Here is a 22,435-nt window from a genome sequence, read left to right as displayed (position 1 = left end):
GTGTTAACACACCATGCCTGTCCCTTAACTTTCCTGAAAGCGCCGTAGGATGCTTTTTTTGAGTAGCGTCCCTATGGCGACATTTCCGCACAACACCAATAAGATCGCGCCACAAAACGGCAATACCACCCACAGCCGCCAGTCAGGCTCCCAGGGGAAGTCGAAGACGCGAGTTTGCAGAACGGCCAGTGCCGTTTCCGCGCCAATCGCCGCCACCAGCCCCGAGACCATACCCAGCATGGCAAACTCACACCACAGCGTGGTGCGCAATAATTTCTTACCGGCTCCGAGTGTACGCCAGACCACCAGTTCCTGGTGCCGCTGGCGCATCCCGACCTGAACCTGCGCCAGCAGCAGCAACATGCCGCAGGCGGTGACCAGCACGACCATCACCTCCAGCGCCCGACTGACCTGCTGCAGAACCTGGCCGACCTGCTTGAGGATCGCCCCGATATCCAGCAAGCTGATGGTCGGGAACTCACGATTAAGCTGCGTCAGCATGCCGTTACCCTTCTCCCAACGGAAGCTGGTCAGCCAGCTTTGCGGCTGACCGTCCAGCGCGCCTGAAGGGAAGATAAAGAAGAAATTAGGCCGCAGGCTTTCCCAGTCCACTTTGCGCAAACTGCTGACCGTGGCACTAAAATCCTGGGTGTCCCCCATAAACGTTACGCGATCGCCGAGCTTCACGTTGAGCCGTTTTGCCAGCCCTTCTTCCATCGACACTTCGCCCGCTTTTGGCGGCCAGCTTCCGGCCGTAATCAGGTTATGATCCGGTCGGGTATTCTGCCAGGTCAGGTTTAATTCCCGATTGAGCGCCTCATCCTGATTGCCTTCGGTCGCTTTATCATTGATGGCCGTCAGCCGCGCCCGCACAATGGGGTAGAACGACTCAGGGATCACCTGATGTTCAGACAGGAACGCCTTTAGCGGTACAACCTGCTCGGTGGCGATATTGATCAGAAAGTAGTTCGGGCTTTCCGGCGGCATTTGCTGTTGCCAGCGGTCGAGCAGGTCGCCGCGCAACACCAGCAACAACGCAAGCAGCATAAAGGAGAGCGAAAAGGCCGAGAGCTGGCTCAGCGTTGACCATGGCTGGCGTAACAGTCGGCTGACCGCTAAACGTAGCGGTAGCGAGGTTAACGTCATGCCGCGCAGCGCGTTCAGCAGCATCCAGCCCAGCACACCGCACAGCAGCGCCAGCACCACCGCACCGGCCAGGACCGCCCACAGCAGCATACTGCCGCCCATTAATCCTGCCAGAAGCGCAACGACGACAACAGAAACCAGCGGAAGATAGATTTTCAGCGGCCAGACGTTTGCCACCACGTCACGGCGCAGTACCCGCAGCGGCTGCGTGGCAAGGAGAAGACGATAAGGACGTAATCCCACCAGCAGGGAAATAACGGTCATGGTGCCTAACGCCCATATCCATGGCCATAGACTTGCCGGTGGCAATTCACCCGGTAAAACAGGTTTAAGCAACACCACCAGCGCACGTTCAAACAGCAGCCCGCATGCACCACCGGTTAAACCTGACAATACCAGCACCATCAACCACTGCCCAACAATCAGCTTGCGTAGCTGCGCCCTGCCCGCGCCGAGCGTTTTCAGAATCGCCACCAGATCGTAGCGACTGCGGCAATAATGGCTCATCGCCACGGCCACGGCGGCGACAGCCAGCAGCAGCGTTAACAGCGCCGACAGCAGGAGGAACTGTTGCGAACGTTCGAGCGATTTCCCCAGCGCGCCTTCATCCTGTTCCAGCCCATACCAGCGCTGCTCAGGTTTTAACTGTGGCAGAAGCCATCGCTCGTAACCGTCCAGTTGTTGCGGCGTTCCCCCAAATTTATAACGCCATGTCACGCGACTTCCTGGCTGAACCGCGCCCGTTTTTTCCACATCCGCCATGTTCATCATCAGACGCGGCGCTATCTGAAATGGGTTAAAGCCGGAATCCGGTTCCTGGATCACTTCTCCGACGATACGCAGCGTAGCGTCACCCACATCAATGGAATCACCGATTTTTAAATTCAGTAGCGCCATCAGGCGTGGAGCCAGCAGCACAGAGCCAGGCTGAGGTTTCAGTCCCGGAGGGGCGGTTTGCAGCGTCCCGTACATCGGGTACACGTTATCGACGGCTTTGACATTCGCCAGTTGCGGCGTATCAGCAGCAAAGGTCATGGTGGCGAACGTCAGCTGTTCGCCCACTTTCAGGCCACGCTGGCGCGCCTCATCAATCCACGCTTTTGGCACCACACGTGAACTTTGCAGCGCCCGATCCCCTGCCATAAACTCGCGGCTTTGCTGGCTCAGACCTTTTTCCATTCGGTCACTGATATTGCCCAGCGCCAGCACGCAGGCCACTGCCAGGCTCAGCGCCAGCCAGACAATCAGTAATGAAGGCGAGCGCCATTCGCGCCAGAACCAGCGTGCTATCATGCCTCCTCCTGCAACTGCCCGTTCACCAGACGTAAACGTCGGTCACAACGCGCCGCCAACTGTGGGTCGTGCGTCACCAGAATCAGGGTCGTGCCATGCTCACGGTTCAGAGAAAACAGCAGATCGGCAATTTTATCGCCGGTCTGCCGGTCAAGGTTGCCTGTCGGTTCATCGGCGAACAGCACATCAGGACGCCCGTTAAAAGCACGCGCCAGCGCCACCCGCTGTTGTTCTCCCCCCGAGAGCTGAGCCGGAAGATGGTCAAGGCGTTTGCCCAATCCTAGCTGTTCCAGTAAGGCTTTCGCACCCGCTTTGCTGGCTCCGCTGGTTTCACCCCGTAACAGCGCAGGCAGCTCGACGTTCTCCAGCGCGTTCAGGGTCGGAATTAACATAAACGACTGGAAGACAAAACCAACATGCTTCGCCCGCAGCTGCGCCCGGGCCTCTTCATCCATGGCGTGCAACGCCTGCCCCACCAGAGTGACCTCACCGCTGGAACCATCATCCAGCCCGGCGAGGATCGCCAGCAGTGTCGATTTTCCCGAGCCCGATTCACCAATCAGCGCAATGGTCTCAGCGCGTTTGACAACCAGTTCAACTCCGGTAAGGATGGATAGCTCGTGATCACCCTGACCGACGGATTTCTTAAGACGATGAACTTCAACAATGTTTTCCGCTGGCATTTGCCCTTCCTGTTCCTGGTCCTGTTAACGTTCCGCGCCGCCGCAGCGGACACGTTATTAATTCTGGGTGACAGCCTGAGTGCCGGATACCGTATGTCAGCCAGCGCAGCCTGGCCAGCACTGCTCCATGATAAATGGCAAACTAAAACATCCGTCGTGAACGCCAGCATTAGCGGCGACACCTCGCAGCAGGGTCTGGCCCGACTGCCTGCATTACTGAAACAGCACCAGCCTCGCTGGGTACTGGTCGAACTGGGCGGCAACGACGGCCTGCGTGGGTTTCAACCTCAGCAGACCGAGCAGACCCTGCGTAAAATTTTGCAGGATGTGAAGGCGGCGAACGCCGAGCCTTTGCTGATGCAAATTCGTCTGCCGGCAAACTACGGTCGTCGTTATAATGAAACCTTTAGCGCTATTTATCCAAAGCTCGCCAGCGAGTTTGATATTCCTCTGCTGCCCTTTTTTATGGAAGAGGTCTATCTGAAACCTCAGTGGATGCAGGATGATGGTATTCACCCTAACCGTGACGCCCAGCCGTTTATTGCCGACTGGATGGCGAAGCAATTGACCCCTTTAGTAAATCACGACTCGTAAATTAACGGAGATCCTGACAGGTAAAGTTATGCAAAAATCGGTCTTAATTACAGGATGTTCCAGCGGTATCGGTCTGGAAAGCGCGCTTGAGCTCAAGCGCCAGGGATTTCAGATTCTGGCAGGTTGCCGCAAACCCGACGATGTCGCACGTATGAATGGCATGGGATTCACCGGCGTGTTGCTGGATCTGGATTCACCAGAAAGTGTGGATCGTGCTGCCGATGCGGTGATCGCCCTGACCGATAATCGTTTGTATGGGATCTTTAATAACGCCGGATTCGGTGTGTATGGCCCGCTGACCACTATCAGCCGCGAACAAATGGAACAACAGTTTTCCGCCAACTTTTTTGGCGCACATCAGCTCACTATGCGCCTGCTACCCGCCATGTTACCCCACGGCGAAGGGCGCATTGTGATGACCTCTTCAGTGATGGGATTAATCTCCACGCCAGGACGCGGCGCATACGCCGCCAGCAAATATGCGCTGGAAGCGTGGTCCGATGCCCTGCGTATGGAATTGCGCCACAGTGGGATTAAAGTCAGCCTGATTGAACCCGGCCCCATCCGAACCCGTTTTACAGAAAACGTAAACCAGACGCAAAGTGACGCTCCCGTTGAAAATCCCGGTATTGCCGCACGTTTTACGTTGGACCCGGAGGCTGTCGTCGCCAAAGTGCGTCATGCTTTTGAGAGCGATAAACCGAAACTGCGCTACCCCGTCACCCTGGTGACCTGGGCGGTTATGCTGCTGAAACGCCTGTTGCCAGGTCGCGTAATGGACAAAATTTTACAGGGCTGAGTTGAAGCTCGCGCGTCAGCCCCCATGTAACAAGAAATCGACAAAAGAGAGTAACTCCATGTCCGCACAGAATATTATTAACATTAACGAATCGAACCTGCAGCAGACCCTTGAAATGTCCATGACCACACCGGTCCTGTTCTATTTCTGGTCTGAACGCAGCCAACATTGTCTGCAACTGACGCCAGTGCTGGAAAGCCTTGCCGCACAGTACAACGGTCAGTTTATCCTCGCCAAACTGGATTGCGACGCCGAGCAGATGATCGCCTCCCAGTTTGGTCTGCGCGCTATCCCAACAGTGTACCTGTTCCAGAACGGCCAGCCGGTTGATGGATTCCAGGGCCCGCAGCCGGAAGAGGTGATTCGCGCACTGCTTGAGAAAGTGCTACCGAGTGAAGAAGAGCTGAAAGCACGCCAGGCCATCGAGTTCATCGAAGCAGGTAATCATGCTGACGCGCTGCCGCTGCTGAAAGAAGCCTGGCAAATCTCCAACCAGAGCAGTGAAATTGGCCTGCTACTGGCAGAAACGCAAATCGCATTAAACCGTTCTGAAGATGCCGAAGCCGTGCTGAAAACCATTCCGCTGCAGGATCAGGACACCCGCTATCAGGGTCTGGTCGCGCAGATTGAATTGCTGAAGCAGGCTGCAGATACCCCAGAAATTCAGCTGTTACAACAACAGGTTGTGAGCAACCCGCAGGATGCGGCGCTGGCAACACAGTTGGCGCTGCAGTTGCACCAGGTAGGGCGTAACGAAGAAGCGCTGGAACTGCTGTTCAGTCACCTGAGAAAAGATCTCGCTGCCGCCGATGGTCAGGCGCGTAAAACCTTCCAGGAGATCCTCGCCGCCCTGGGAACTGGCGATGCGCTGGCGTCCAAATACCGCCGCCAGCTGTACGCGTTGTTGTACTAATCCCGTCACCCTGCCCGATGGCGATGACGCTTCCCGGGCATGAAACGATTACCGATCACGGTTTTTTCAATGGCGTCACCACCAGCTGGTGACGCGAATTGTAGAACTTCCGGTAAGTCAGATAGCAGGCGATGATCGTGGACAGGCTGGCAGTAGAAAGCAGCATAAACGTCACCATAATCTGATACTTAATCGCTTTGACCGGATCAATACCGGCAAAGATCAATCCGGACATCATCCCAGGCAAACTTACCAGTCCGACGGTTTTCGCTGAATCAATGGTCGGAATCAGCGACGCGCGAATACTGTCGCGAATCAGCGGCGCAGAGGCCATTTTCGGCGTAGCCCCCAGACTGAGCTTCTCCTGAATTTGCTGCTGCTCACTGTTAAATCGCTGCCCAAGGTTGTTGTAACACAGGCCAACCGCCACCATCGCATTCCCCGCAATCATACCGGAGATAGGGATCACCTGCATCGGCGTAAATTCAATGGAGCCGGACAGCACCAGAACAGCCAGCGTGACGCCCGCGCCAGACGTAATGGCAATAAACGACGAAATAAACGCTTTATCGATATATTTACTGCGTTTTTGGGCGTTATAGGCCGCGTTAACACAGATAAACAGCACCATTAATAAGGTCAGAATGCTATGATTCACCCCGAAAATATATTTCAGTACATAGCCGACGATAATAAGCTGGATCACCGCCCGGCAGATGCTCCAGATAATATCTTTTTCCAGCGCCAGTTTTTCTTTATGACTAATCAGAATAGCCACCACCACCAGCATCATCGCTAACGCCAGTGACTCATTGGTAATATTATGCTCGTTCATTGCTTGCTTCCTGCATTTCTCCGGCATGCGGTTGAAGGGTAATGATATTATCCGCATGATTAATTTCGTCTTTATCGTGCGTCACCCACAACACCGCAATATTTTTCTCGCGAACATAGTGGTGAATGAGCTCATTCACATTCCGCTTGTTGGCTTCATCCAGCGCGCTGGTTATTTCATCCAGCAACAGAATTTTGGGCAGAAACTGTAAATTGCGAATTAATGAGATACGCTGCTTTTCACCGCCAGACAGCTCATGAATGCTTTTTTTGAGGATAGACTCCGGCAGTTCAAAGCGGGCCAGATCCTCAAGAAACGCATCCGCCTGCGGACGTTTATCGCGGATTTGCCACGGGAAAATGAGGTTGTCGTAAACGGTATCACCAAACAAAACGGGGGTTTGCGCGCAATACGAGACCTGCTGGCGATACGCTTCAGGCTTGAGCGTCGCGACCTCCTTTCCCTCAAATAAAATCTCGCCAGTACTCGGACTGATTAGCGACGCCACAATCTTCAGCAACGTGCTTTTACCACAGCCGGACTGGCCCGTTATCAGCTTAAATTCCCCGGCGTTGAGATTAAAACAGATGTTATTGAGAATTTGGGTGCCACCCGTCTGCCAGCCAACCTTTTTTAACTGAAGCAGAATGCTGCTTTCTTCCATCACATATCCCTTTTCGGCTTCTTTCATACCGACAGTCTATGCCTGTAAATTATTATAGGGGAGCCCCTCCTGATTAATCGGGTATAATTTGATTAGTCAGACCGTCAAGGACAACGCAACAGGAGGTTTATCAATGCTCATATTTATCCCCATTCTCATTTTCGTCGCGCTGGTTATTGTCGGCGCAGGCGTCAAAATCGTCCCGCAGGGATATCAGTGGACGGTGGAACGCTTTGGTCGTTACACCAAAACCCTGCAGCCCGGATTAAGTCTGGTTGTGCCATTTATGGATCGAATTGGTCGCAAGATCAACATGATGGAACAGGTTCTCGATATCCCTTCGCAGGAAGTCATCTCCAAAGACAACGCTAACGTTGCCATCGATGCCGTCTGTTTTATTCAGGTTATCGACGCGCCAAAAGCGGCCTATGAAGTCAGTAATCTGGAGCTGGCAATCATCAACCTGACGATGACTAATATCCGTACGGTTTTGGGCTCAATGGAGCTGGATGAAATGCTCTCCCAGCGTGACAACATCAATACCCGTTTGCTGCATATCGTTGATGAAGCCACCAATCCCTGGGGGATCAAAATCACCCGTATTGAGATCCGCGACGTACGTCCTCCGGCAGAGCTTATCGAGGCCATGAACGCCCAGATGAAAGCGGAGCGTACCAAACGCGCCTATATTCTTGAGGCCGAAGGGATTCGCCAGGCGGAGATCGTCAAGGCTGAAGGCGAGAAACAGTCGAAAATCCTTAAAGCCGAAGGCGAACGTCAGTCCGCGTTCTTGCAGGCAGAAGCCCGTGAACGTTCCGCCGAAGCAGAAGCACGAGCCACCCAGATGGTTTCGGAGGCGATTGCCGCCGGGGATATTCAGGCCGTGAACTACTTCGTGGCACAGAAATATACCGAAGCGCTGCAACAAATCGGTTCGTCAAATAACAGCAAAGTGGTCATGATGCCACTGGATGCCAGCAGCCTGATGGGCTCGATTGCGGGTATCAGCGAATTGATTAAGGACAGCGCCAGCGAACGGAAAAGATCATGATTGCGATAATTCTGGTTCACCCGCATATCTTCTGGCTCAGCCTCGGCGGTCTGTTATTGGCCGCCGAAATGCTGGGCGGTAACGGCTATCTGCTGTGGAGCGGCGTAGCAGCGGTGATCACTGGACTGGTGGTCTGGCTTTTGCCGCTCGACTGGGCATGGCAGGGCGCGATGTTCGCCGCATTAACGCTACTGGCCGCCTGGCTATGGTGGAAGTGGCTGGCCCGACGCGTACAGGAGCAACAACCGGCCGACAGCCATCTCAATCAGCGTGGACAGCAGCTGATTGGCCGTCGGTTTGTGCTGGAAACGGCACTGGTAAATGGTCGCGGACACATGCGCGTCGGCGACAGTTCGTGGCCGGTCAGCGCAAACGAGGATTTAGCGGCCGGGACGCCTGTCGAAGTGGTTGCCGTTGAAGGGATCACCTTACACGTCAGGCCCTACACACCGTAAAGAATCGTTAACTGACGCTATGCTTGTGATGACAGCAGCCGGAGAGATTATCAATAATCGGACATTCGGCGCTGTCATCGCCAGGGCAACTGTCCGCCAGCGCCAGCAAATGCACCCGCATGGCCTGTAGTTCACTGATATGGCGCTCGATTTCAGCCACCTTTTCCAGCGTACGCTTTTTCACATCCGCGCTATGACGCGCCGGATCGTTGAACAGGTTTACCAGTTCGCCACACTCTTCGAGATTAAACCCAACCTGTCGCGCCTGTCGCAGCAACGTCAGTTCGTTCAGATGTTGCTGGGTATAGGTGCGGTATCCATTTTCACTACGCAGCGGCGGTGTCACCAGCCCTTTCTCTTCATAAAAGCGAATGGCTTTGCTGGTTAAACCGGTTTTTTTAGCAACATCGGATATATTCACATCTTCCCCCTTGACCTTCCCCTTGATGGAAGGTTTAACCTTTATAACAGTTAGACAAAGTAATTGCCAAGGTCAATGAATTACCGACCAATCATTAAGGAGTTTGTTATGTCTCAAACCATCGACCTGACCCTGGACGGCTTGTCCTGTGGTCATTGCGTCAAACGCGTTAAAGAGAGCCTGGAACAACGCCCGGACGTTGATCAAGCGGATGTCACCGTGACAGAAGCCCATGTCACCGGTAGCGCCAGCGCTGAAGCACTGATTGAAACCATCAAGCAAGCCGGTTATGGCGCAGAGTTAAGCCACCCAAAGGCTAAACCGCTGGCGGAGTCATCAATCCCGTCGGAAGCGCTGGCAGCGGTCCCTCCTGAGCTTCCGGCAGCTACGGCTGAAGATGACAGCCAACAGTTGCTATTAAGCGGCATGAGCTGCGCCAGCTGTGTCTCTCGTGTACAAAATGCGTTGCAAAACGTACCGGGCGTCACGCAGGCACGGGTAAACCTGGCGGAACGTACTGCGCTGGTGATGGGCAGTGCGTCCGCCGAACAGTTAGTTCAGGCCGTGGAAAAAGCGGGCTACGGTGCAGAAGCCATCGAAGATGATGTGAAGCGTCGTGAACGCCAGCAAGAAACGGCCATTGCCACCATGAAACGTTTTCGCTGGCAGGCGGCGGTTGCCTTGCTGCTGGGCGTACCGGTCATGGTCTGGGGCATGATTGGCGATAACATGATGGTTACCGCCGACAACCGCAGCCTGTGGCTGATGATTGGTCTCGCCACGCTCGCCGTGATGGTTTTTGCGGGCGGTCACTTTTATCGCAGCGCCTGGAAAAGCCTGATGAACGGCACCGCGACCATGGATACTCTGGTGGCGCTGGGTACAGGGGTCGCCTGGCTCTATTCCATGAGCGTTAACCTCTGGCCGCAATGGTTCCCGATGGAAGCGCGGCACCTCTATTATGAAGCCAGTGCGATGATTATCGGTCTGATTAACCTCGGACATATGCTGGAAGCGCGCGCCCGTCAGCGCTCCTCTAAAGCGCTGGAAAAACTGCTCGACCTGACACCGCCGACCGCACGCGTCGTCACCGAAGATGGCGAAAAAAACGTGCCGCTGGCTGACGTTCAGGCAGGAATGTTACTGCGTCTGACGACCGGTGACCGCGTGCCGGTGGATGGCGAAATCACCCAGGGCGAAGCCTGGCTGGATGAAGCTATGTTGACCGGCGAGCCCATCCCACAACAGAAAGGAGAAGGCGACAGCGTCCATGCTGGTACGGTCGTTCAGGACGGCAGCGTACTGTTTCGCGCAAGCGCCGTGGGCAGCCACACCACGCTTTCTCGTATTATTCGCATGGTTCGTCAGGCGCAAAGCAGTAAACCGGAAATTGGCAAACTGGCTGACCGAATCTCCTCCGTGTTTGTGCCGGTCGTGGTGGTCATTGCGCTGATCAGTGCTGCCATCTGGTATTTCTTCGGTCCGGCGCCACAAATTGTCTATACGCTGGTGATTGCGACCACGGTGCTGATTATTGCCTGTCCTTGTGCGCTGGGTCTGGCCACGCCGATGTCGATTATTTCAGGCGTTGGTCGCGCCGCAGAGTTTGGCGTACTGGTTCGCGATGCCGATGCGCTGCAACGCGCCAGCACGCTGGATACCGTGGTGTTTGATAAGACCGGGACGCTGACCGAAGGGAAACCACAGGTTGTCGCCATTAAAATCTTCGGAGAAATCGATGAAGCACAGGCGGTACGTCTGGCCGCTGCGCTAGAACAAGGCTCCAGCCACCCACTGGCGCGTGCGATTCTGGATAAGGCTGGCGATATCGCATTGCCGCAGGTGAATGGCTTCAGGACTCTGCGTGGTTTAGGTGTCAGCGGTGAAGCGGAAGGCCATACGCTGCTGCTGGGGAATCAGGCTCTGCTTAATGAACAGCAGGTCATCACCACGGAGATGGAAGCAGACATTAGCGCCCAGGCCTCTCAGGGTTCAACCCCGGTACTGCTGGCCATTGACGGGAAAGCGGCGGCGCTGTTAGCGGTACGTGACCCACTGCGTAGCGACAGCGTGGCAGCGCTCCAACGTCTGCACCGTGCTGGATACCGACTGGTGATGCTCACCGGAGATAACCCTACCACTGCCAACGCCATTGCCAAAGAGGCGGGGATTGACGAAGTCATTGCCGGTGTCCTGCCAGACGGCAAAGCGGATGCGATTAAACGGCTGCAAAGCCAGGGGCGTCAGGTTGCCATGGTAGGTGATGGGATAAACGATGCGCCGGCGCTGGCGCAAGCCGATGTGGGGATCGCGATGGGCGGCGGTAGCGATGTCGCGATTGAAACCGCGGCGATTACGCTGATGCGCCATAGCCTGATGGGTGTCGCGGATGCGTTGTCTATCTCACGGGCGACGTTGCGCAACATGAAACAGAACCTGCTCGGCGCGTTCATCTACAACAGTATCGGTATTCCTGTCGCCGCCGGGATCTTGTGGCCGTTCACCGGCACCTTGCTTAACCCGGTCGTTGCCGGCGCGGCGATGGCGCTCTCTTCCATCACCGTGGTGAGCAACGCCAACCGACTGCTGCGCTTTAAACCTAAAGAGTAACCCCTTGCCGGATACCGTGCATTCACGCGTATCCGGCATTTCTCACCTTGCCCCCTTCCGGCGCACGCGCTAGCATGGGATTTTTCCAAGGGAGGTCGTATGGATCTGTTATACCGGGTAAAAGCATTATGGTCTGCACTGCGTGGCAACCATTATACCTGGCCTGCCATCGACATCTCTTTGCCCGGTCATCGCCATTTTCATCTGGTAGGCAGTATTCATATGGGAACCCGCGATATGGCTCCCTTACCGGCAAAACTGCTGAAAAAACTCCGACACGCTGACGCTCTCATTGTGGAAGCTGACGTTTCAGGCAACGATTCTCCCTTTAGCGACCTCCCTTCCTTTGCGCCTCTTGATGAGCGAATTAGCGAAGATCAGCGCCAGAATCTGCAAAAAGTCACCGATGAACTGGGTATTTCCCCTGCGCTGTTTACCACCCAGCCTCTGTGGCAAATCGCCATGGTATTACAGGCCACTCAGGCACAGCAGTTAGGATTGCGCGCCGAATACGGTATTGATTACCAGTTGTTGAACGCGGCTAAACAGGCGAATAAACCGGTCATTGAGCTGGAAGGCGCATCCAGCCAAATCGAACTACTGTGTCAGTTACCGGATAATGGTCTGGCCTTGCTGGATGACACCCTGACGCACTGGCATACCAATGCCCGGTTACTGCAACAGATGATGAGCTGGTGGTTAAAAACGCCGCCGCAAAACAGTGAGATTACGCTTCCCAACACCTTCAGCCAGTCGCTCTATGATGTGTTAATGCACCAGCGCAATGAGGCCTGGCGGGACAGACTGCTGGCGATGCCTGCGGGTCACTATGTGGTGGCGGTAGGCGCGCTGCATCTGTATGGCGAGGGGAATTTGCCGGAGATGATGCGATAAAAAAATGGCCAATATTTCTATTGGCCCGTCAAAGAGGAATTTCATCATTATTATTATGCCGACGCTTAAAGCATCGGTGTAGGTCGATTGTCGCTCAAAGTAATCATCCTGCCAATACTATTGCGCAAGATGGTACTATTTTTTAGACCATCATCAGGCGTATGCTTTAGCCGTATTTTGTCTGAGCCAGGAAAAATTGCTATGACACCCGCCGTTAAATTACTCGAAAAAAACAAGATTTCTTTTCAGATCCACACTTACGAACACGATCCGTCAGAGACAAATTTTGGCGATGAAGTAGTACGTAAATTAGGGCTGAATGCAGATCAGGTCTATAAGACCCTGCTGGTTGCAGTGAATGGCGACATGAAACATCTGGCGGTCGCCGTGACCCCGGTCGCCGGGCAGTTGGATCTGAAAAAAGTCGCGAAGGCGCTGGGCGCTAAAAAGGTTGATATGGCCGACCCGATGGTTGCGCAACGCGTTACCGGTTATCTGGTCGGGGGCATCAGCCCACTGGGGCAGAAAAAACGCCTGCCTACCGTGATCGATGCGCCAGCCCAGACGTTTGACTCTATTTATGTCTCCGGCGGCAAACGCGGGCTGGATATTGAACTGGCAGCGGGCGATTTAGCCAAAATCCTTGATGCAAAATTCGCGGATATCGCACGCCGGGATTAAGGTTTTCGCCCGATGGCCGGATAAGCATTTACGCCCCTCCGGCCATTGCCCAGTAGTACTACGCTACCTGACGAGAAATAACGGTTACTGCCAACTGACTTCACCTTTCGGTTCAAACACACTCGCATCCAGCGGTGAATTCTTCTGCACATACTCTTTCAGCACTTCCGCATCGATAAATCCGGTGTTGACGTACCCCGGCTTGTTATCAATTCGCGGATACCCGTCACCGCCCGTGGCATTGAAGCTCAGCGTTGCCATACGATAGGTTTTTGCCGGATCAACGGCCTCACCCTTGATCTTCAGATCGTTAAGCTTGCCGTCCTTCGCCACAAAGCTGACGTTGGCAAACTGCGGATAGGCGCCCGAATCCGGTTTCATTTGCGCTACAGCGGTCAGGTAGTCAGTCACCTCTTTACCGCTCATGTCGGCATAGACCACCACGTTGCCGAACGGTTGTACCTTCAGCACGCTCTTATAGGTGATATCGCCGCCTTCAATGGAGTCACGGATACCGCCGCCGCTCATTACACCAAAATCAGCGCTGGTACGTACCATTTGTGCAGCCAGCAGCAGATGCCCCATATTGGTTTGCACAAAACGAACTTTGCTCCGGTCGCCTTCCAGACGCGCGTTTACACTGCCAATTTTTACGTCCAGCTGCGCTTTACCTTTGTTCTGGAACGGTGTCAGCAGTGATAGCATTTGCTGATTTTCAGCGATCTCCGGGGTGTAAAGTACGCGCTCACTTTTGCCGTTGTCCCAGGTCACTTTTTTCTTCAGGTTTACCGGAATGAGCTGGTAGTTAACCATTTTCATTTCACCGTTGCGGAATTCGAAGTCCGCGCGGCCAACGTATTTGCCCCACTCATGCGCCTGCACGATCCAGATGCCATTTTGTTTGTCCGGCGCGCAAGGCGTCCCGGGGACATAATCAACCTGCTTTTTGTTTTCCGCTGCCATACACACCGGATCCTGTGAGTGACCACCCACAATCATCGCCAGCGCCCCGGCAGGCAGGCTGCGAGCCATTTCCACATCACCAGGCGCGTTCGAGCCGTGGTTGCCGTTGTCATAGTGACCCATATGCGTGGTCGCGATAATGACGTCTGGCTTTTCCCCCATATTGAGTTCCTGGATCACCAGTTTTGCTTCGTCGGCAGGTTTTCGAAACTCGATATCGGTGAAGAATTCCGGGTTACCAATTTTTGCGGTGTCATCCGTGGTTAATCCGATAACCGCAATTTTTAAATCCTGACGCTTAAAAATGGCCCAGGGTTTAAACAATCGCTCGCCGGTGCTTTTCTGGTAGATATTGGCGGACAGAAACGGGAATTTCGCCCACTTTTCCTGCTGGCGCAGTACCGTCAGCGGGTTATCAAACTCGTGATTCCCCACGGCCATCGCGTCATAGCCGATCAGGTTCATGCCACGAAAATCAGGTTCAGCGTCCTGGAGATCGGATTCCGGTACGCCGGTATTAATGTCGCCGCCGGAAAGCAGCAGTACACTGCCCCCTTCGTCCGCCACCTCTTTACGGATGCCGTCCACCAACGTTTTTTGCGCAGAAAGCCCATATTCGCCGTATTCGCTACGCCAGAAGTGACCGTGATGATCGTTGGTATGCAGAATGGTTATTTTGTAGGTTTTATCTTTTTCATAAGCCTGAGCAGGCTGACCTGCCAGCGCAAAGGCGGCTAAGAGTGCCAGCGCCACGCCCCGTTTCAAAAATTTCATACTTCACTCCCTGATTCAATATCAACCGCTGAAATTACAACGATATGAAATAATAGTCGAAAATGTTTTCAGAAATGAGACTTCCTTCAAACACCATCCGCAGGTATGTTAGTCAGGTAATAATAACAATTTAGATTACCTTCATAATCGCAACCAAAACAGAAGTGACTTTCTATGGCAATAAGTGAACCCACCCAGCCAGCGGCTGGCGTGTCTGCGTCGGTCACCAAGGCGCGTACGTCATTTGGCATTTTAGGGGCGATTAGCCTTTCTCATCTGCTAAACGATATGATCCAGTCGCTGATCCTGGCGATTTACCCGCTATTACAGTCTGAGTTCTCGCTGACGTTTATGCAGATAGGCATGATTACGCTGACTTTCCAGTTGGCCTCCTCTCTGCTTCAACCTGTTGTCGGCTACTGGACGGATAAATATCCGATGCCCTGGTCACTCCCGATTGGGATGTGCTTCACGCTGAGCGGGCTTGTATTGTTGGCAATGGCCGGCAGCTTCCATATGGTGCTGCTTGCTGCTGCATTGGTGGGTACCGGTTCTTCGGTGTTCCACCCGGAATCTTCACGGGTAGCACGGATGGCCTCCGGGGGACGTCATGGACTTGCTCAGTCTATCTTCCAGGTGGGTGGTAACTTCGGCAGCTCGCTGGGGCCGCTACTGGCCGCCGTCATCATCGCGCCTTACGGTAAAGGTAATGTGGCCTGGTTTGTGCTGGCGGCGTTATTAGCGATTGTGGTACTGGCGCAAATCAGCCGTTGGTATGCCGCACAGCATCGGATGAGTAAAGGAAAGCCGAAAGTCGCCATCGTGAACCCGCTACCGCGTAATAAAGTGGTGCTGGCCGTCGGTATCCTGCTGGTGCTGATTTTCTCTAAATACTTCTATATGGCGAGTATCAGCAGCTATTACACCTTTTATCTGATGCAAAAATTCGGATTATCGGTACAAAACGCCCAGTTTCACCTGTTTGCCTTCCTGTTTGCCGTTGCGGCCGGGACGGTTATTGGTGGACCTTTAGGCGATAAGATTGGCAGAAAATATGTTATTTGGGGCTCTATCCTTGGCGTAGCACCGTTTACGCTCGTTTTACCCTATGCAACGCTCGAATGGACCGGGATTTTAACCGTGATCATTGGTTTTATCCTCGCATCCGCATTTTCTGCCATCCTGGTCTATGCACAAGAGCTACTTCCGGGGCGTATCGGCATGGTTTCTGGGCTATTTTTCGGATTTGCCTTCGGCATGGGTGGCTTAGGCGCTGCGGTGTTAGGGCTGATTGCCGACCATACCAGTATCGATTTGGTCTACAAAATATGTGCTTTCCTGCCACTTCTGGGGATACTGACCATATTCTTACCTGATAACCGACATAAAGCCTGATTTTCTGACGGCCAAAAGTAAACTTTGGCCGTCATCACTTACAGTGACCATCAGCGTTTGCCCCACACATCCCCCCATAGTTTTCCGATCCGTGCTTTTTTATTTCCAAAATCCTGTTTTCTTCAAAATTCAACAATTATTCATAAACATAAACATTAAAATTGTCATAAACTATTACTCGGAGTTTGGGTTTTCAGGATCAACACAGCAATCAAAGGAGACGGAATGCATCACGCCACCCCGCTTATCACCACCATTGTCGGCGGCCTTGTGCTCGCTTTTATATTTGGCATGCTTGCCAATAAACTGCGTATTTCTCCTCTGGTGGGATATCTGTTAGCGGGCGTTCTGGCCGGTCCATTTACACCTGGTTTTGTTGCTGATACCAAGCTTGCGCCGGAACTGGCGGAACTTGGCGTAATCCTGCTGATGTTCGGCGTGGGGTTGCACTTTTCTTTGAAGGATTTAATGGCGGTAAAGTCCATCGCCATTCCCGGCGCTATCGCGCAGATAGCCGTGGCGACACTGCTGGGTATGGCGCTATCCGCTGTGCTGGGCTGGTCGCTGATGGTCGGTATCGTCTTTGGTTTGTGCCTTTCAACCGCCAGTACCGTGGTGTTACTGCGTGCGCTTGAAGAGCGGCAGCTCATTGACAGCCAGCGTGGGCAAATCGCCATTGGCTGGCTCATTGTAGAAGACCTGATGATGGTCCTGACGCTGGTTCTCCTGCCAGCCGTCGCTGGCATGCTGGAAAAAGAGGATGTGGGTTTTGCCTCACTGGCCGTCGATATGGGCATCACCATCGGTAAAGTGGTGGCGTTTATTGCCATTATGATGCTGGTTGGTCGTCGTCTGGTGCCGTGGATTATGGCCCGCAGCGCTGCCACGGGTTCACGTGAACTGTTTACCCTGTCGGTACTGGCGCTGGCGCTGGGTATCGCGTTCGGCGCGGTAGAGCTGTTCGATGTTTCCTTTGCGCTGGGTGCGTTCTTCGCCGGAATGGTGCTGAACGAATCTGAGCTGAGCCACCGCGCGGCACACGATACGCTGCCGCTGCGGGATGCATTCGCGGTGCTGTTCTTCGTTTCCGTCGGAATGCTGTTTGACCCATTAGTTCTGATCCAGCAACCGCTGGCCGTACTGGGTACGTTGGCGATTATTATCTTTGGTAAGTCGCTTGCGGCCTACTTCCTGGTACGCCTGTTTGGCCACTCGCAGCGTACGGCACTCACCATTGCCACCAGCCTTGCGCAGATTGGTGAGTTTGCGTTTATCCTGGCGGGTCTGGGCATGGCGCTGAACCTGTTACCGCAGGCCGGGCAAAATCTGGTGCTGGCCGGGGCAATCCTGTCCATTATGCTCAATCCGGTACTGTTCGCCGTGCTGGAAAAATACCTCGCCAAAACGGAGACGCTGGAAGAACAGACGCTGGAAGAGGCTATCGAAGAAGAGAAGCAGATCCCGGTCGATATCTGTAATCATGCCCTGCTGGTCGGTTTTGGTCGTGTTGGCAGTCTGCTGGGTGAAAAACTGATGGCGGCCGGTATTCCTCTGGTGGTTATCGAAACGTCACGCACGCGCGTGGATGAGCTTCGTGAACGCGGTATCCGCGCCGTACTCGGCAATGCCGCCAACGAAGAAATCATGAATCTGGCGCATCTGGATTGCGCTCGCTGGCTGCTGCTGACGATCCCGAACGGTTATGAAGCGGGTGAGATTGTCGCTTCCGCGCGTGAGAAATGCCCGACGATTGAGATTATCGCCCGCGCACATTATGACGATGAAGTAGAGTACATCACCGAGCGGGGTGCAAATCAGGTGGTCATGGGTGAGCGTGAAATTGCGCGCACGATGCTCGAACTGATTGAAACACCCCCAGCCGGAGAAATGGTCACAGGGTGAGATGTGTTACACAGGCCGGATAAGGCATTGACGCCGCTATCCGGCAATCAGGCCTGATGGCGTTTCGCTTATCAGGCCTGCGTACCCGCATGGAGTTTTGGTTTTAACGGTCCCAGTAAGACTCTTCGAGACTGTCTTCACGCTCCGGCAGACCACGCGTCAGGCGCGGGGAATGCTGGTTCAGCACCTGATAACTCACGCGATTGGCATATTTACACACCTGGGCTAACGATGAATAGGTCAGCCAGGTGTATTTGTGTTTGCTGGAGTTCGGGACGTTGCTGCGATGGTAGCTGTTGGCGGTAATATCATGCAGTAATGCCGCCAGTGCGCCGTCACCCGCACCATTGGTATTCATGATTTTTTCCGGCCCGCCCATATACGGCGCAATGTGTGAATAAACACGCAGCGGATTCGTACAATCTTTATGGCGCATCGCGCGGCTGAACTCGTACTGGTTGAATTCAGCAATGGCTCCCGGTAACAGCGGATGCTGAGTTTTACGTTTGACGTCGTCTTCCGTAAAGCCTGCCATATACAGTCCTACCGGCCCCGCCGTACACAGCACCAAATCCACCCAGTCCAGCGCCTTATCAGAAGCCAGCAGCGGATCGTTTTCACCGGTCAACGCCTCGGCCTCTTCTTCGTTCATGGCCAGAATAGAGACATTCTCTTTCAGAAACTCCTGCCACCATTGCGGGTTGTCGGCAATTACGAATTTCGTTCCCAGCGTCAGCACCACCGGCACATTGTGCTTTTTCGCATATTCAATCGCCTTCATGGTGGCTTCCGGCATCGGCTCGCCCGGCTCACAACGCACCAGGTAGGATGTCAGTACCAGCGCGGAAGCGCCTGCAATCACCGATTCCGGGATGCTATCCGCGCGCAGTTTGTTCATATGTCCGGGGCTTATCGCAAACGTGCGCTCACCGGATTCGCCAATCAGGGTGAAACAGCGGCCAATTGGACCATCAACGCCCTGCAGGTAGTTCAAATCAGTACGGCTGGAGGTATTGCATAAATAGCGATATGCATAGCTGCCAATTTCGATATTGCTGCACATGACGCCCAGCAGCACCGAGCGGTCATCCGCCAGCACAGAGTAGTTGTGCATGGTGTTACCGATGGTTCCACCGGCAAACTGATGAGTGATCAGATTTTCACGTACCAGCTCCTGATAAAGCGCTTCCGCAACATCATCGCCAATAACCAGAGAATGCCCGGCGCTTAATCCATAACGTTTCACAAAGTCGTCATCCACGCGGGCTTCTATATCGACCAGAGTCTGATCAATACCGACCACCCAGGCTGCGCTGGTCTCATTTTCGGGCTGAATTTGTTGCAGCAACGGATCGCGCGCGTTGACAGGAAAATAGTGTTTGGATTTACGTTTGCCGGGAAATTTCATGATCGATTTTACGGGTGGTTAACTGAGCGAAGCATGGTAGCACATTCCATACTACGCGCGCGACGGAGGCGCTTAGTTTCAATATCAGACGGTGAGATCGCAGTTTACACGGCATCAATTTCTACAATAAATCACCGTTCACAAGGAGTGCCTATGAAGCCGGAAAACAAGATCCCCGTTCTGGACAGAATCTCAGACGAAATGAAAACTGTGGTGAATTATTACCGTGAGGATTTACCACCGTGGCCCGCCGGCAATGATTTCGTCGCCCAACGTCAATATTATGTGCACGAGCGGCAATTCTGGAATGCCGACGCACCACACATGAACACCAGAGAGTGCGTCATTGCCACCGAACACGGTCCCGTAAACATGCGTATCTATTCGCCACAAACTCACGCGCCAGCCACGCTGTATTACCTGCATGGCGGTGGTTTTATTCTCGGCAATCTGGATACGCACGATCGCATAATGCGTTTACTGGCGCACTACTCGCAGTGCACGGTTATTGGCATTGACTACTCGCTGTCGCCTGAAGCGCGCTTTCCCCGCGCCATCGAAGAAATCGTCGCCGTCTGTCAGTACTTTCATCATCACGCTCATGAGTACGCAATCACGGTGGATCACATCGGTTTTGCCGGAGATTCTGCAGGCGCAATGCTGGCGCTGGCCAGCACGCTCTGGCTGCGTGACCGGCAGATCAACTGCGGCAGGGTTGCGGGCGTACTGTTATGGTACGGGTTGTACGGTTTACAAGATTCACTTAGCCGACGGCTGATGGGGGGCGAGTGGGACGGCTTAACCCGCGAGGACCTGGAGATGTACGAAATGGCCTATTTGAGTCGCGCAGAAGATCGCGACTCACCCTACTACTGCCTGTTTAATAACGACCTGACGCGCGATGTACCGCCCTGTTTTATTGCAAGCGCCGAGTTCGATCCCTTGATTGACGACAGTCGGCTACTGTATCAGACGCTTCAGGCACACCAGCAGACCTGCGAGTACAAAATGTATCCCGGCATGCTACACGCCTTCCTGCACTATTCGCGGATGATGAAAACTGCCGACGATGCGTTACAGGATGGCGCACACTTCTTTCAGGCGCAGCTTAAAACGCCAGACTAACGATACGCTTCTGTTAGTTTCAGCATCATGTCGATATGTTCCGGCGCGGCATTCAGCGCCGGGATATACTCATATTTCTTACCGCCAGCATCGAGGAAAATTTCCCGGTTTTGCACCGCAATCTCCTCCAGGGTTTCGAGGCAATCTGCCGCAAAGCCCGGGCACATGACCTGGATATGCCGGGTTCCTTTCTCTGCCAGCATTTTTAGCGTTTCGTCGGTATACGGCGTCAGCCACGGCTCACGACCAAAACGAGACTGGAAGGTCATCATCACTTTTTCCGGCGCTAAACCGAGTGCCGAGACCAGTTCACGCGTGGTATCACGACAACGCTGTGGGTAGTCATCCCCTTCATCGGCGTAACGTTGCGGAATACCGTGGTATGAAAGCAGCAATAAATCGGGTTCGCCGTGTTGCGCGAATGCATCACGGGCACTTTTAGCCAGCGCATCAATATAGGCGCTGTCATCAGCATAATCGCGAATAAAAGAGATACCAGGGATCCCCCGTTTGCGCGCTAAAATTCGCGCCAGTTCATCCCACACCGCCGCCACGGTGGAACAGGAGTACTGCGGATACAGCGTCAAAACAACAATGTGCTCCACCCCACTTGCCAGCAGTTCATCTACTGCATTTTCCAGCGAAGGAGAGCCGTAGCTCATACCCAGTGCCACGGGAGTGTCCGACAAACGCGCTGCCAGAGCTTGCTGCTGCGCCCGGCTGTATACCAGCAGCGGCGAGCCGTCTTCCATCCAGATTGACTGATACAGTTTTGCGACACGCGGCGCACGCAGCGGTAAAATCACGCCACGCAGCAGCGGCCACCACAGCAGGCGCGAAGTATCGACCACACGTTTATCGCTTAAGAACTGGCGCAGATAGCGTTTAACCGCTTCGGGGGTTGGGGCATCGGGGGTGCCGAGATTTGCCAGCAGGATACCGGTTTTCGTCTGACGCATTACCGCCTCTTATCAATTCAAATTGTTGAGAATTGTAGCGGAAAAGCGAAGAAGAAGAACTAATTGCTGTGAGAGGTAATAAGATTATGCCTGATGGCGCTACGCTTATCTGGCCTACGCGAAGACGGCAGGCCGGATAAGGTGTTCACACCGCCATCCGGCATTCACTGCGGTAAAAACTTAACCGAGGATTTTTTCGAGGTCAGCGCGTACGGCAGCAACGGCCTGAGTACCGTCAACTTTCGCATACTGGGTATGACCCGCTTCCGCTTCTTTCTGGTAGTAACCAATCAGCGGTGCAGTCATCTGATGGTATTCAACCAGGCGCTTACGCACGGTCTCTTCCTGGTCATCTTTACGGGTAGTCAGCTCATCGCCGGTCACATCGTCTTTACCTTCAACTTTAGGTGGGTTGAATTTGATGTGATAAACACGGCCAGACGCGGCATGTACGCGACGACCCACAATGCGGTCAACGATCAGTTCGTCCGGTACATCGAATTCCAGAACGTAATCAACCACAATACCCGCTTCTTTCATGGCGTCAGCCTGCGGAATTGTGCGCGGGAACCCGTCCAGCAGGAAACCATTACGGCAGTCTTCCTGAGCAATACGCTCTTTTACCAGCGCGATCACCAGCTCATCAGTCACCAGTTTACCGGCGTCCATGATGTCTTTCGCTTGTTTGCCCAGCTCGGAGCCAGATTTCACGGCAGCACGCAGCATATCACCGGTGGAGATCTGCGGAATACCGTACTTCTCCATGATGAACTGAGCCTGAGTTCCTTTACCCGCGCCCGGAGCGCCAAGCAGAATGATACGCATTACGAAAATCCCCTTAAAGGTTGTCGATATTTTTTAAAAAGCGCT

General features: G+C 53.9%; 20 protein-coding genes. 11 read left to right on the top strand and 9 right to left on the bottom strand.

The features are described from left to right. Positions 1 to 24 precede the first annotated feature (24 nt). Both ybbP and ybbA read right to left on the bottom strand, forming a co-directional pair. On the bottom strand, positions 25 to 2,439 hold the full coding sequence (gene ybbP / locus N7268_RS11345; protein WP_260862970.1) for a putative ABC transporter permease subunit YbbP: 2,415 nt from the start codon (positions 2,437 to 2,439) through the stop codon (positions 25 to 27). After that, entirely contained in the window at positions 2,436 to 3,122 is a 687-nt protein-coding gene (gene ybbA, locus N7268_RS11340) for a putative ABC transporter ATP-binding protein YbbA (protein WP_198905058.1), read from the bottom strand. The genes ybbP and ybbA overlap by 4 nt, the downstream gene beginning before the upstream one ends. On the opposite strand from ybbA, the gene tesA reads away from it, so the two are divergent. Genes tesA through N7268_RS11325 form a run of 3 tightly spaced genes read left to right on the top strand, consistent with a single transcriptional unit; the run spans position 3,093 to position 5,428 of the window. Continuing rightward, positions 3,093 to 3,716 (top strand): multifunctional acyl-CoA thioesterase I/protease I/lysophospholipase L1, encoded by a 624-nt coding sequence (gene tesA / locus N7268_RS11335; protein ID WP_198905059.1) that lies wholly within the window; start codon positions 3,093 to 3,095, stop codon positions 3,714 to 3,716. The two genes, ybbA and tesA, sit on opposite strands and share 30 nt — an antisense overlap. Before the next feature lie 28 nt (positions 3,717 to 3,744). Then, complete coding sequence (locus tag N7268_RS11330) at positions 3,745 to 4,515, top strand: SDR family oxidoreductase (protein ID WP_260862969.1); 771 nt, start codon at positions 3,745 to 3,747, stop codon at positions 4,513 to 4,515. Positions 4,516 to 4,573: 58 nt separating this feature from the next. After that, on the top strand, positions 4,574 to 5,428 hold the full coding sequence (locus N7268_RS11325; RefSeq protein WP_260862968.1) for a co-chaperone YbbN: 855 nt from the start codon (positions 4,574 to 4,576) through the stop codon (positions 5,426 to 5,428). Positions 5,429 to 5,483: 55 nt separating this feature from the next. Here N7268_RS11325 and fetB read toward each other — a convergent pair whose 3' ends face one another. Both fetB and fetA read right to left on the bottom strand, forming a co-directional pair. Continuing rightward, entirely contained in the window at positions 5,484 to 6,263 is a 780-nt protein-coding gene (gene fetB, locus N7268_RS11320) for an iron efflux ABC transporter permease subunit FetB (RefSeq protein WP_260862967.1), read from the bottom strand. Next, positions 6,250 to 6,927, bottom strand: a complete 678-nt coding sequence (fetA, locus tag N7268_RS11315) for an iron efflux ABC transporter ATP-binding subunit FetA (RefSeq protein ID WP_260863549.1) — start codon at positions 6,925 to 6,927, stop codon at positions 6,250 to 6,252. The genes fetB and fetA overlap by 14 nt, the downstream gene beginning before the upstream one ends. 133 nt (positions 6,928 to 7,060) lie before the next feature. Between fetA and N7268_RS11310 the strand changes: the two genes are divergently transcribed. Together N7268_RS11310 and N7268_RS11305 are read left to right on the top strand one after the other, a co-directional pair. Continuing rightward, a complete protein-coding gene (locus N7268_RS11310) occupies positions 7,061 to 7,978 on the top strand; it encodes an SPFH domain-containing protein (RefSeq protein ID WP_198905063.1) in 918 nt (305 codons plus the stop codon). Continuing rightward, the gene (locus N7268_RS11305) at positions 7,975 to 8,433 is read left to right on the top strand and encodes an NfeD family protein (RefSeq protein ID WP_260862966.1); all 459 of its coding nucleotides are present in this window, start codon (positions 7,975 to 7,977) and stop codon (positions 8,431 to 8,433) included. The genes N7268_RS11310 and N7268_RS11305 overlap by 4 nt, the downstream gene beginning before the upstream one ends. A gap of 7 nt (positions 8,434 to 8,440) precedes the next feature. On the opposite strand, the gene cueR is transcribed toward N7268_RS11305, so the two are convergent. Beyond that, positions 8,441 to 8,854: a Cu(I)-responsive transcriptional regulator gene (cueR, locus tag N7268_RS11300; protein WP_260862965.1), complete on the bottom strand. Its 414-nt coding sequence runs from the start codon at positions 8,852 to 8,854 to the stop codon at positions 8,441 to 8,443. Between the two features lie 108 nt (positions 8,855 to 8,962). Here cueR and copA point away from each other — a divergent pair, with 108 nt between their 5' ends. From copA to ybaK, 3 genes are all read left to right on the top strand, one after another. Continuing rightward, entirely contained in the window at positions 8,963 to 11,464 is a 2,502-nt protein-coding gene (copA, locus tag N7268_RS11295; RefSeq protein WP_260862964.1) for a copper-exporting P-type ATPase CopA, read from the top strand. 99 nt (positions 11,465 to 11,563) lie between these two features. Next, positions 11,564 to 12,358, top strand: coding sequence for a TraB/GumN family protein (locus N7268_RS11290; RefSeq protein ID WP_260862963.1), 795 nt, complete (start codon positions 11,564 to 11,566; stop codon positions 12,356 to 12,358). A 201-nt stretch (positions 12,359 to 12,559) separates the two neighbouring features. Further along, positions 12,560 to 13,039 (top strand): Cys-tRNA(Pro)/Cys-tRNA(Cys) deacylase YbaK, encoded by a 480-nt coding sequence (gene ybaK / locus N7268_RS11285; RefSeq protein WP_198905068.1) that lies wholly within the window; start codon positions 12,560 to 12,562, stop codon positions 13,037 to 13,039. An 84-nt stretch (positions 13,040 to 13,123) separates the two neighbouring features. Here the strand turns inward: ybaK and ushA are convergent, their stop codons facing one another. Beyond that, positions 13,124 to 14,776 (bottom strand): bifunctional UDP-sugar hydrolase/5'-nucleotidase UshA, encoded by a 1,653-nt coding sequence (ushA, locus tag N7268_RS11280; protein ID WP_260862962.1) that lies wholly within the window; start codon positions 14,774 to 14,776, stop codon positions 13,124 to 13,126. A 174-nt stretch (positions 14,777 to 14,950) separates the two neighbouring features. Here ushA and N7268_RS11275 point away from each other — a divergent pair, with 174 nt between their 5' ends. Both N7268_RS11275 and ybaL read left to right on the top strand, forming a co-directional pair. Further along, a complete protein-coding gene (locus N7268_RS11275) occupies positions 14,951 to 16,171 on the top strand; it encodes an MFS transporter (RefSeq protein WP_260862961.1) in 1,221 nt (406 codons plus the stop codon). A 225-nt stretch (positions 16,172 to 16,396) separates the two neighbouring features. After that, complete coding sequence (gene ybaL, locus N7268_RS11270) at positions 16,397 to 18,073, top strand: YbaL family putative K(+) efflux transporter (RefSeq protein ID WP_260862960.1); 1,677 nt, start codon at positions 16,397 to 16,399, stop codon at positions 18,071 to 18,073. Between the two features lie 103 nt (positions 18,074 to 18,176). On the opposite strand, the gene gsk is transcribed toward ybaL, so the two are convergent. Further along, the gene (gene gsk, locus N7268_RS11265; RefSeq protein ID WP_260862959.1) at positions 18,177 to 19,481 is read right to left on the bottom strand and encodes an inosine/guanosine kinase; all 1,305 of its coding nucleotides are present in this window, start codon (positions 19,479 to 19,481) and stop codon (positions 18,177 to 18,179) included. A 153-nt stretch (positions 19,482 to 19,634) separates the two neighbouring features. On the opposite strand from gsk, the gene aes reads away from it, so the two are divergent. Further along, positions 19,635 to 20,606: an acetyl esterase gene (aes, locus tag N7268_RS11260; RefSeq protein WP_260862958.1), complete on the top strand. Its 972-nt coding sequence runs from the start codon at positions 19,635 to 19,637 to the stop codon at positions 20,604 to 20,606. On the opposite strand, the gene hemH is transcribed toward aes, so the two are convergent. Further along, a complete protein-coding gene (hemH, locus tag N7268_RS11255) occupies positions 20,603 to 21,565 on the bottom strand; it encodes a ferrochelatase (protein ID WP_260862957.1) in 963 nt (320 codons plus the stop codon). The two genes, aes and hemH, sit on opposite strands and share 4 nt — an antisense overlap. Positions 21,566 to 21,745: 180 nt before the next feature. Next, complete coding sequence (gene adk, locus N7268_RS11250) at positions 21,746 to 22,390, bottom strand: adenylate kinase (protein WP_260862956.1); 645 nt, start codon at positions 22,388 to 22,390, stop codon at positions 21,746 to 21,748. Positions 22,391 to 22,435 lie beyond the last annotated feature (45 nt).

The organism is Citrobacter sp. Marseille-Q6884, from assembly GCF_945906775.1.
GTDB lineage: Bacteria > Pseudomonadota > Gammaproteobacteria > Enterobacterales > Enterobacteriaceae > Citrobacter.
This window is presented reverse-complemented; position numbering and strand designations above follow the sequence as displayed.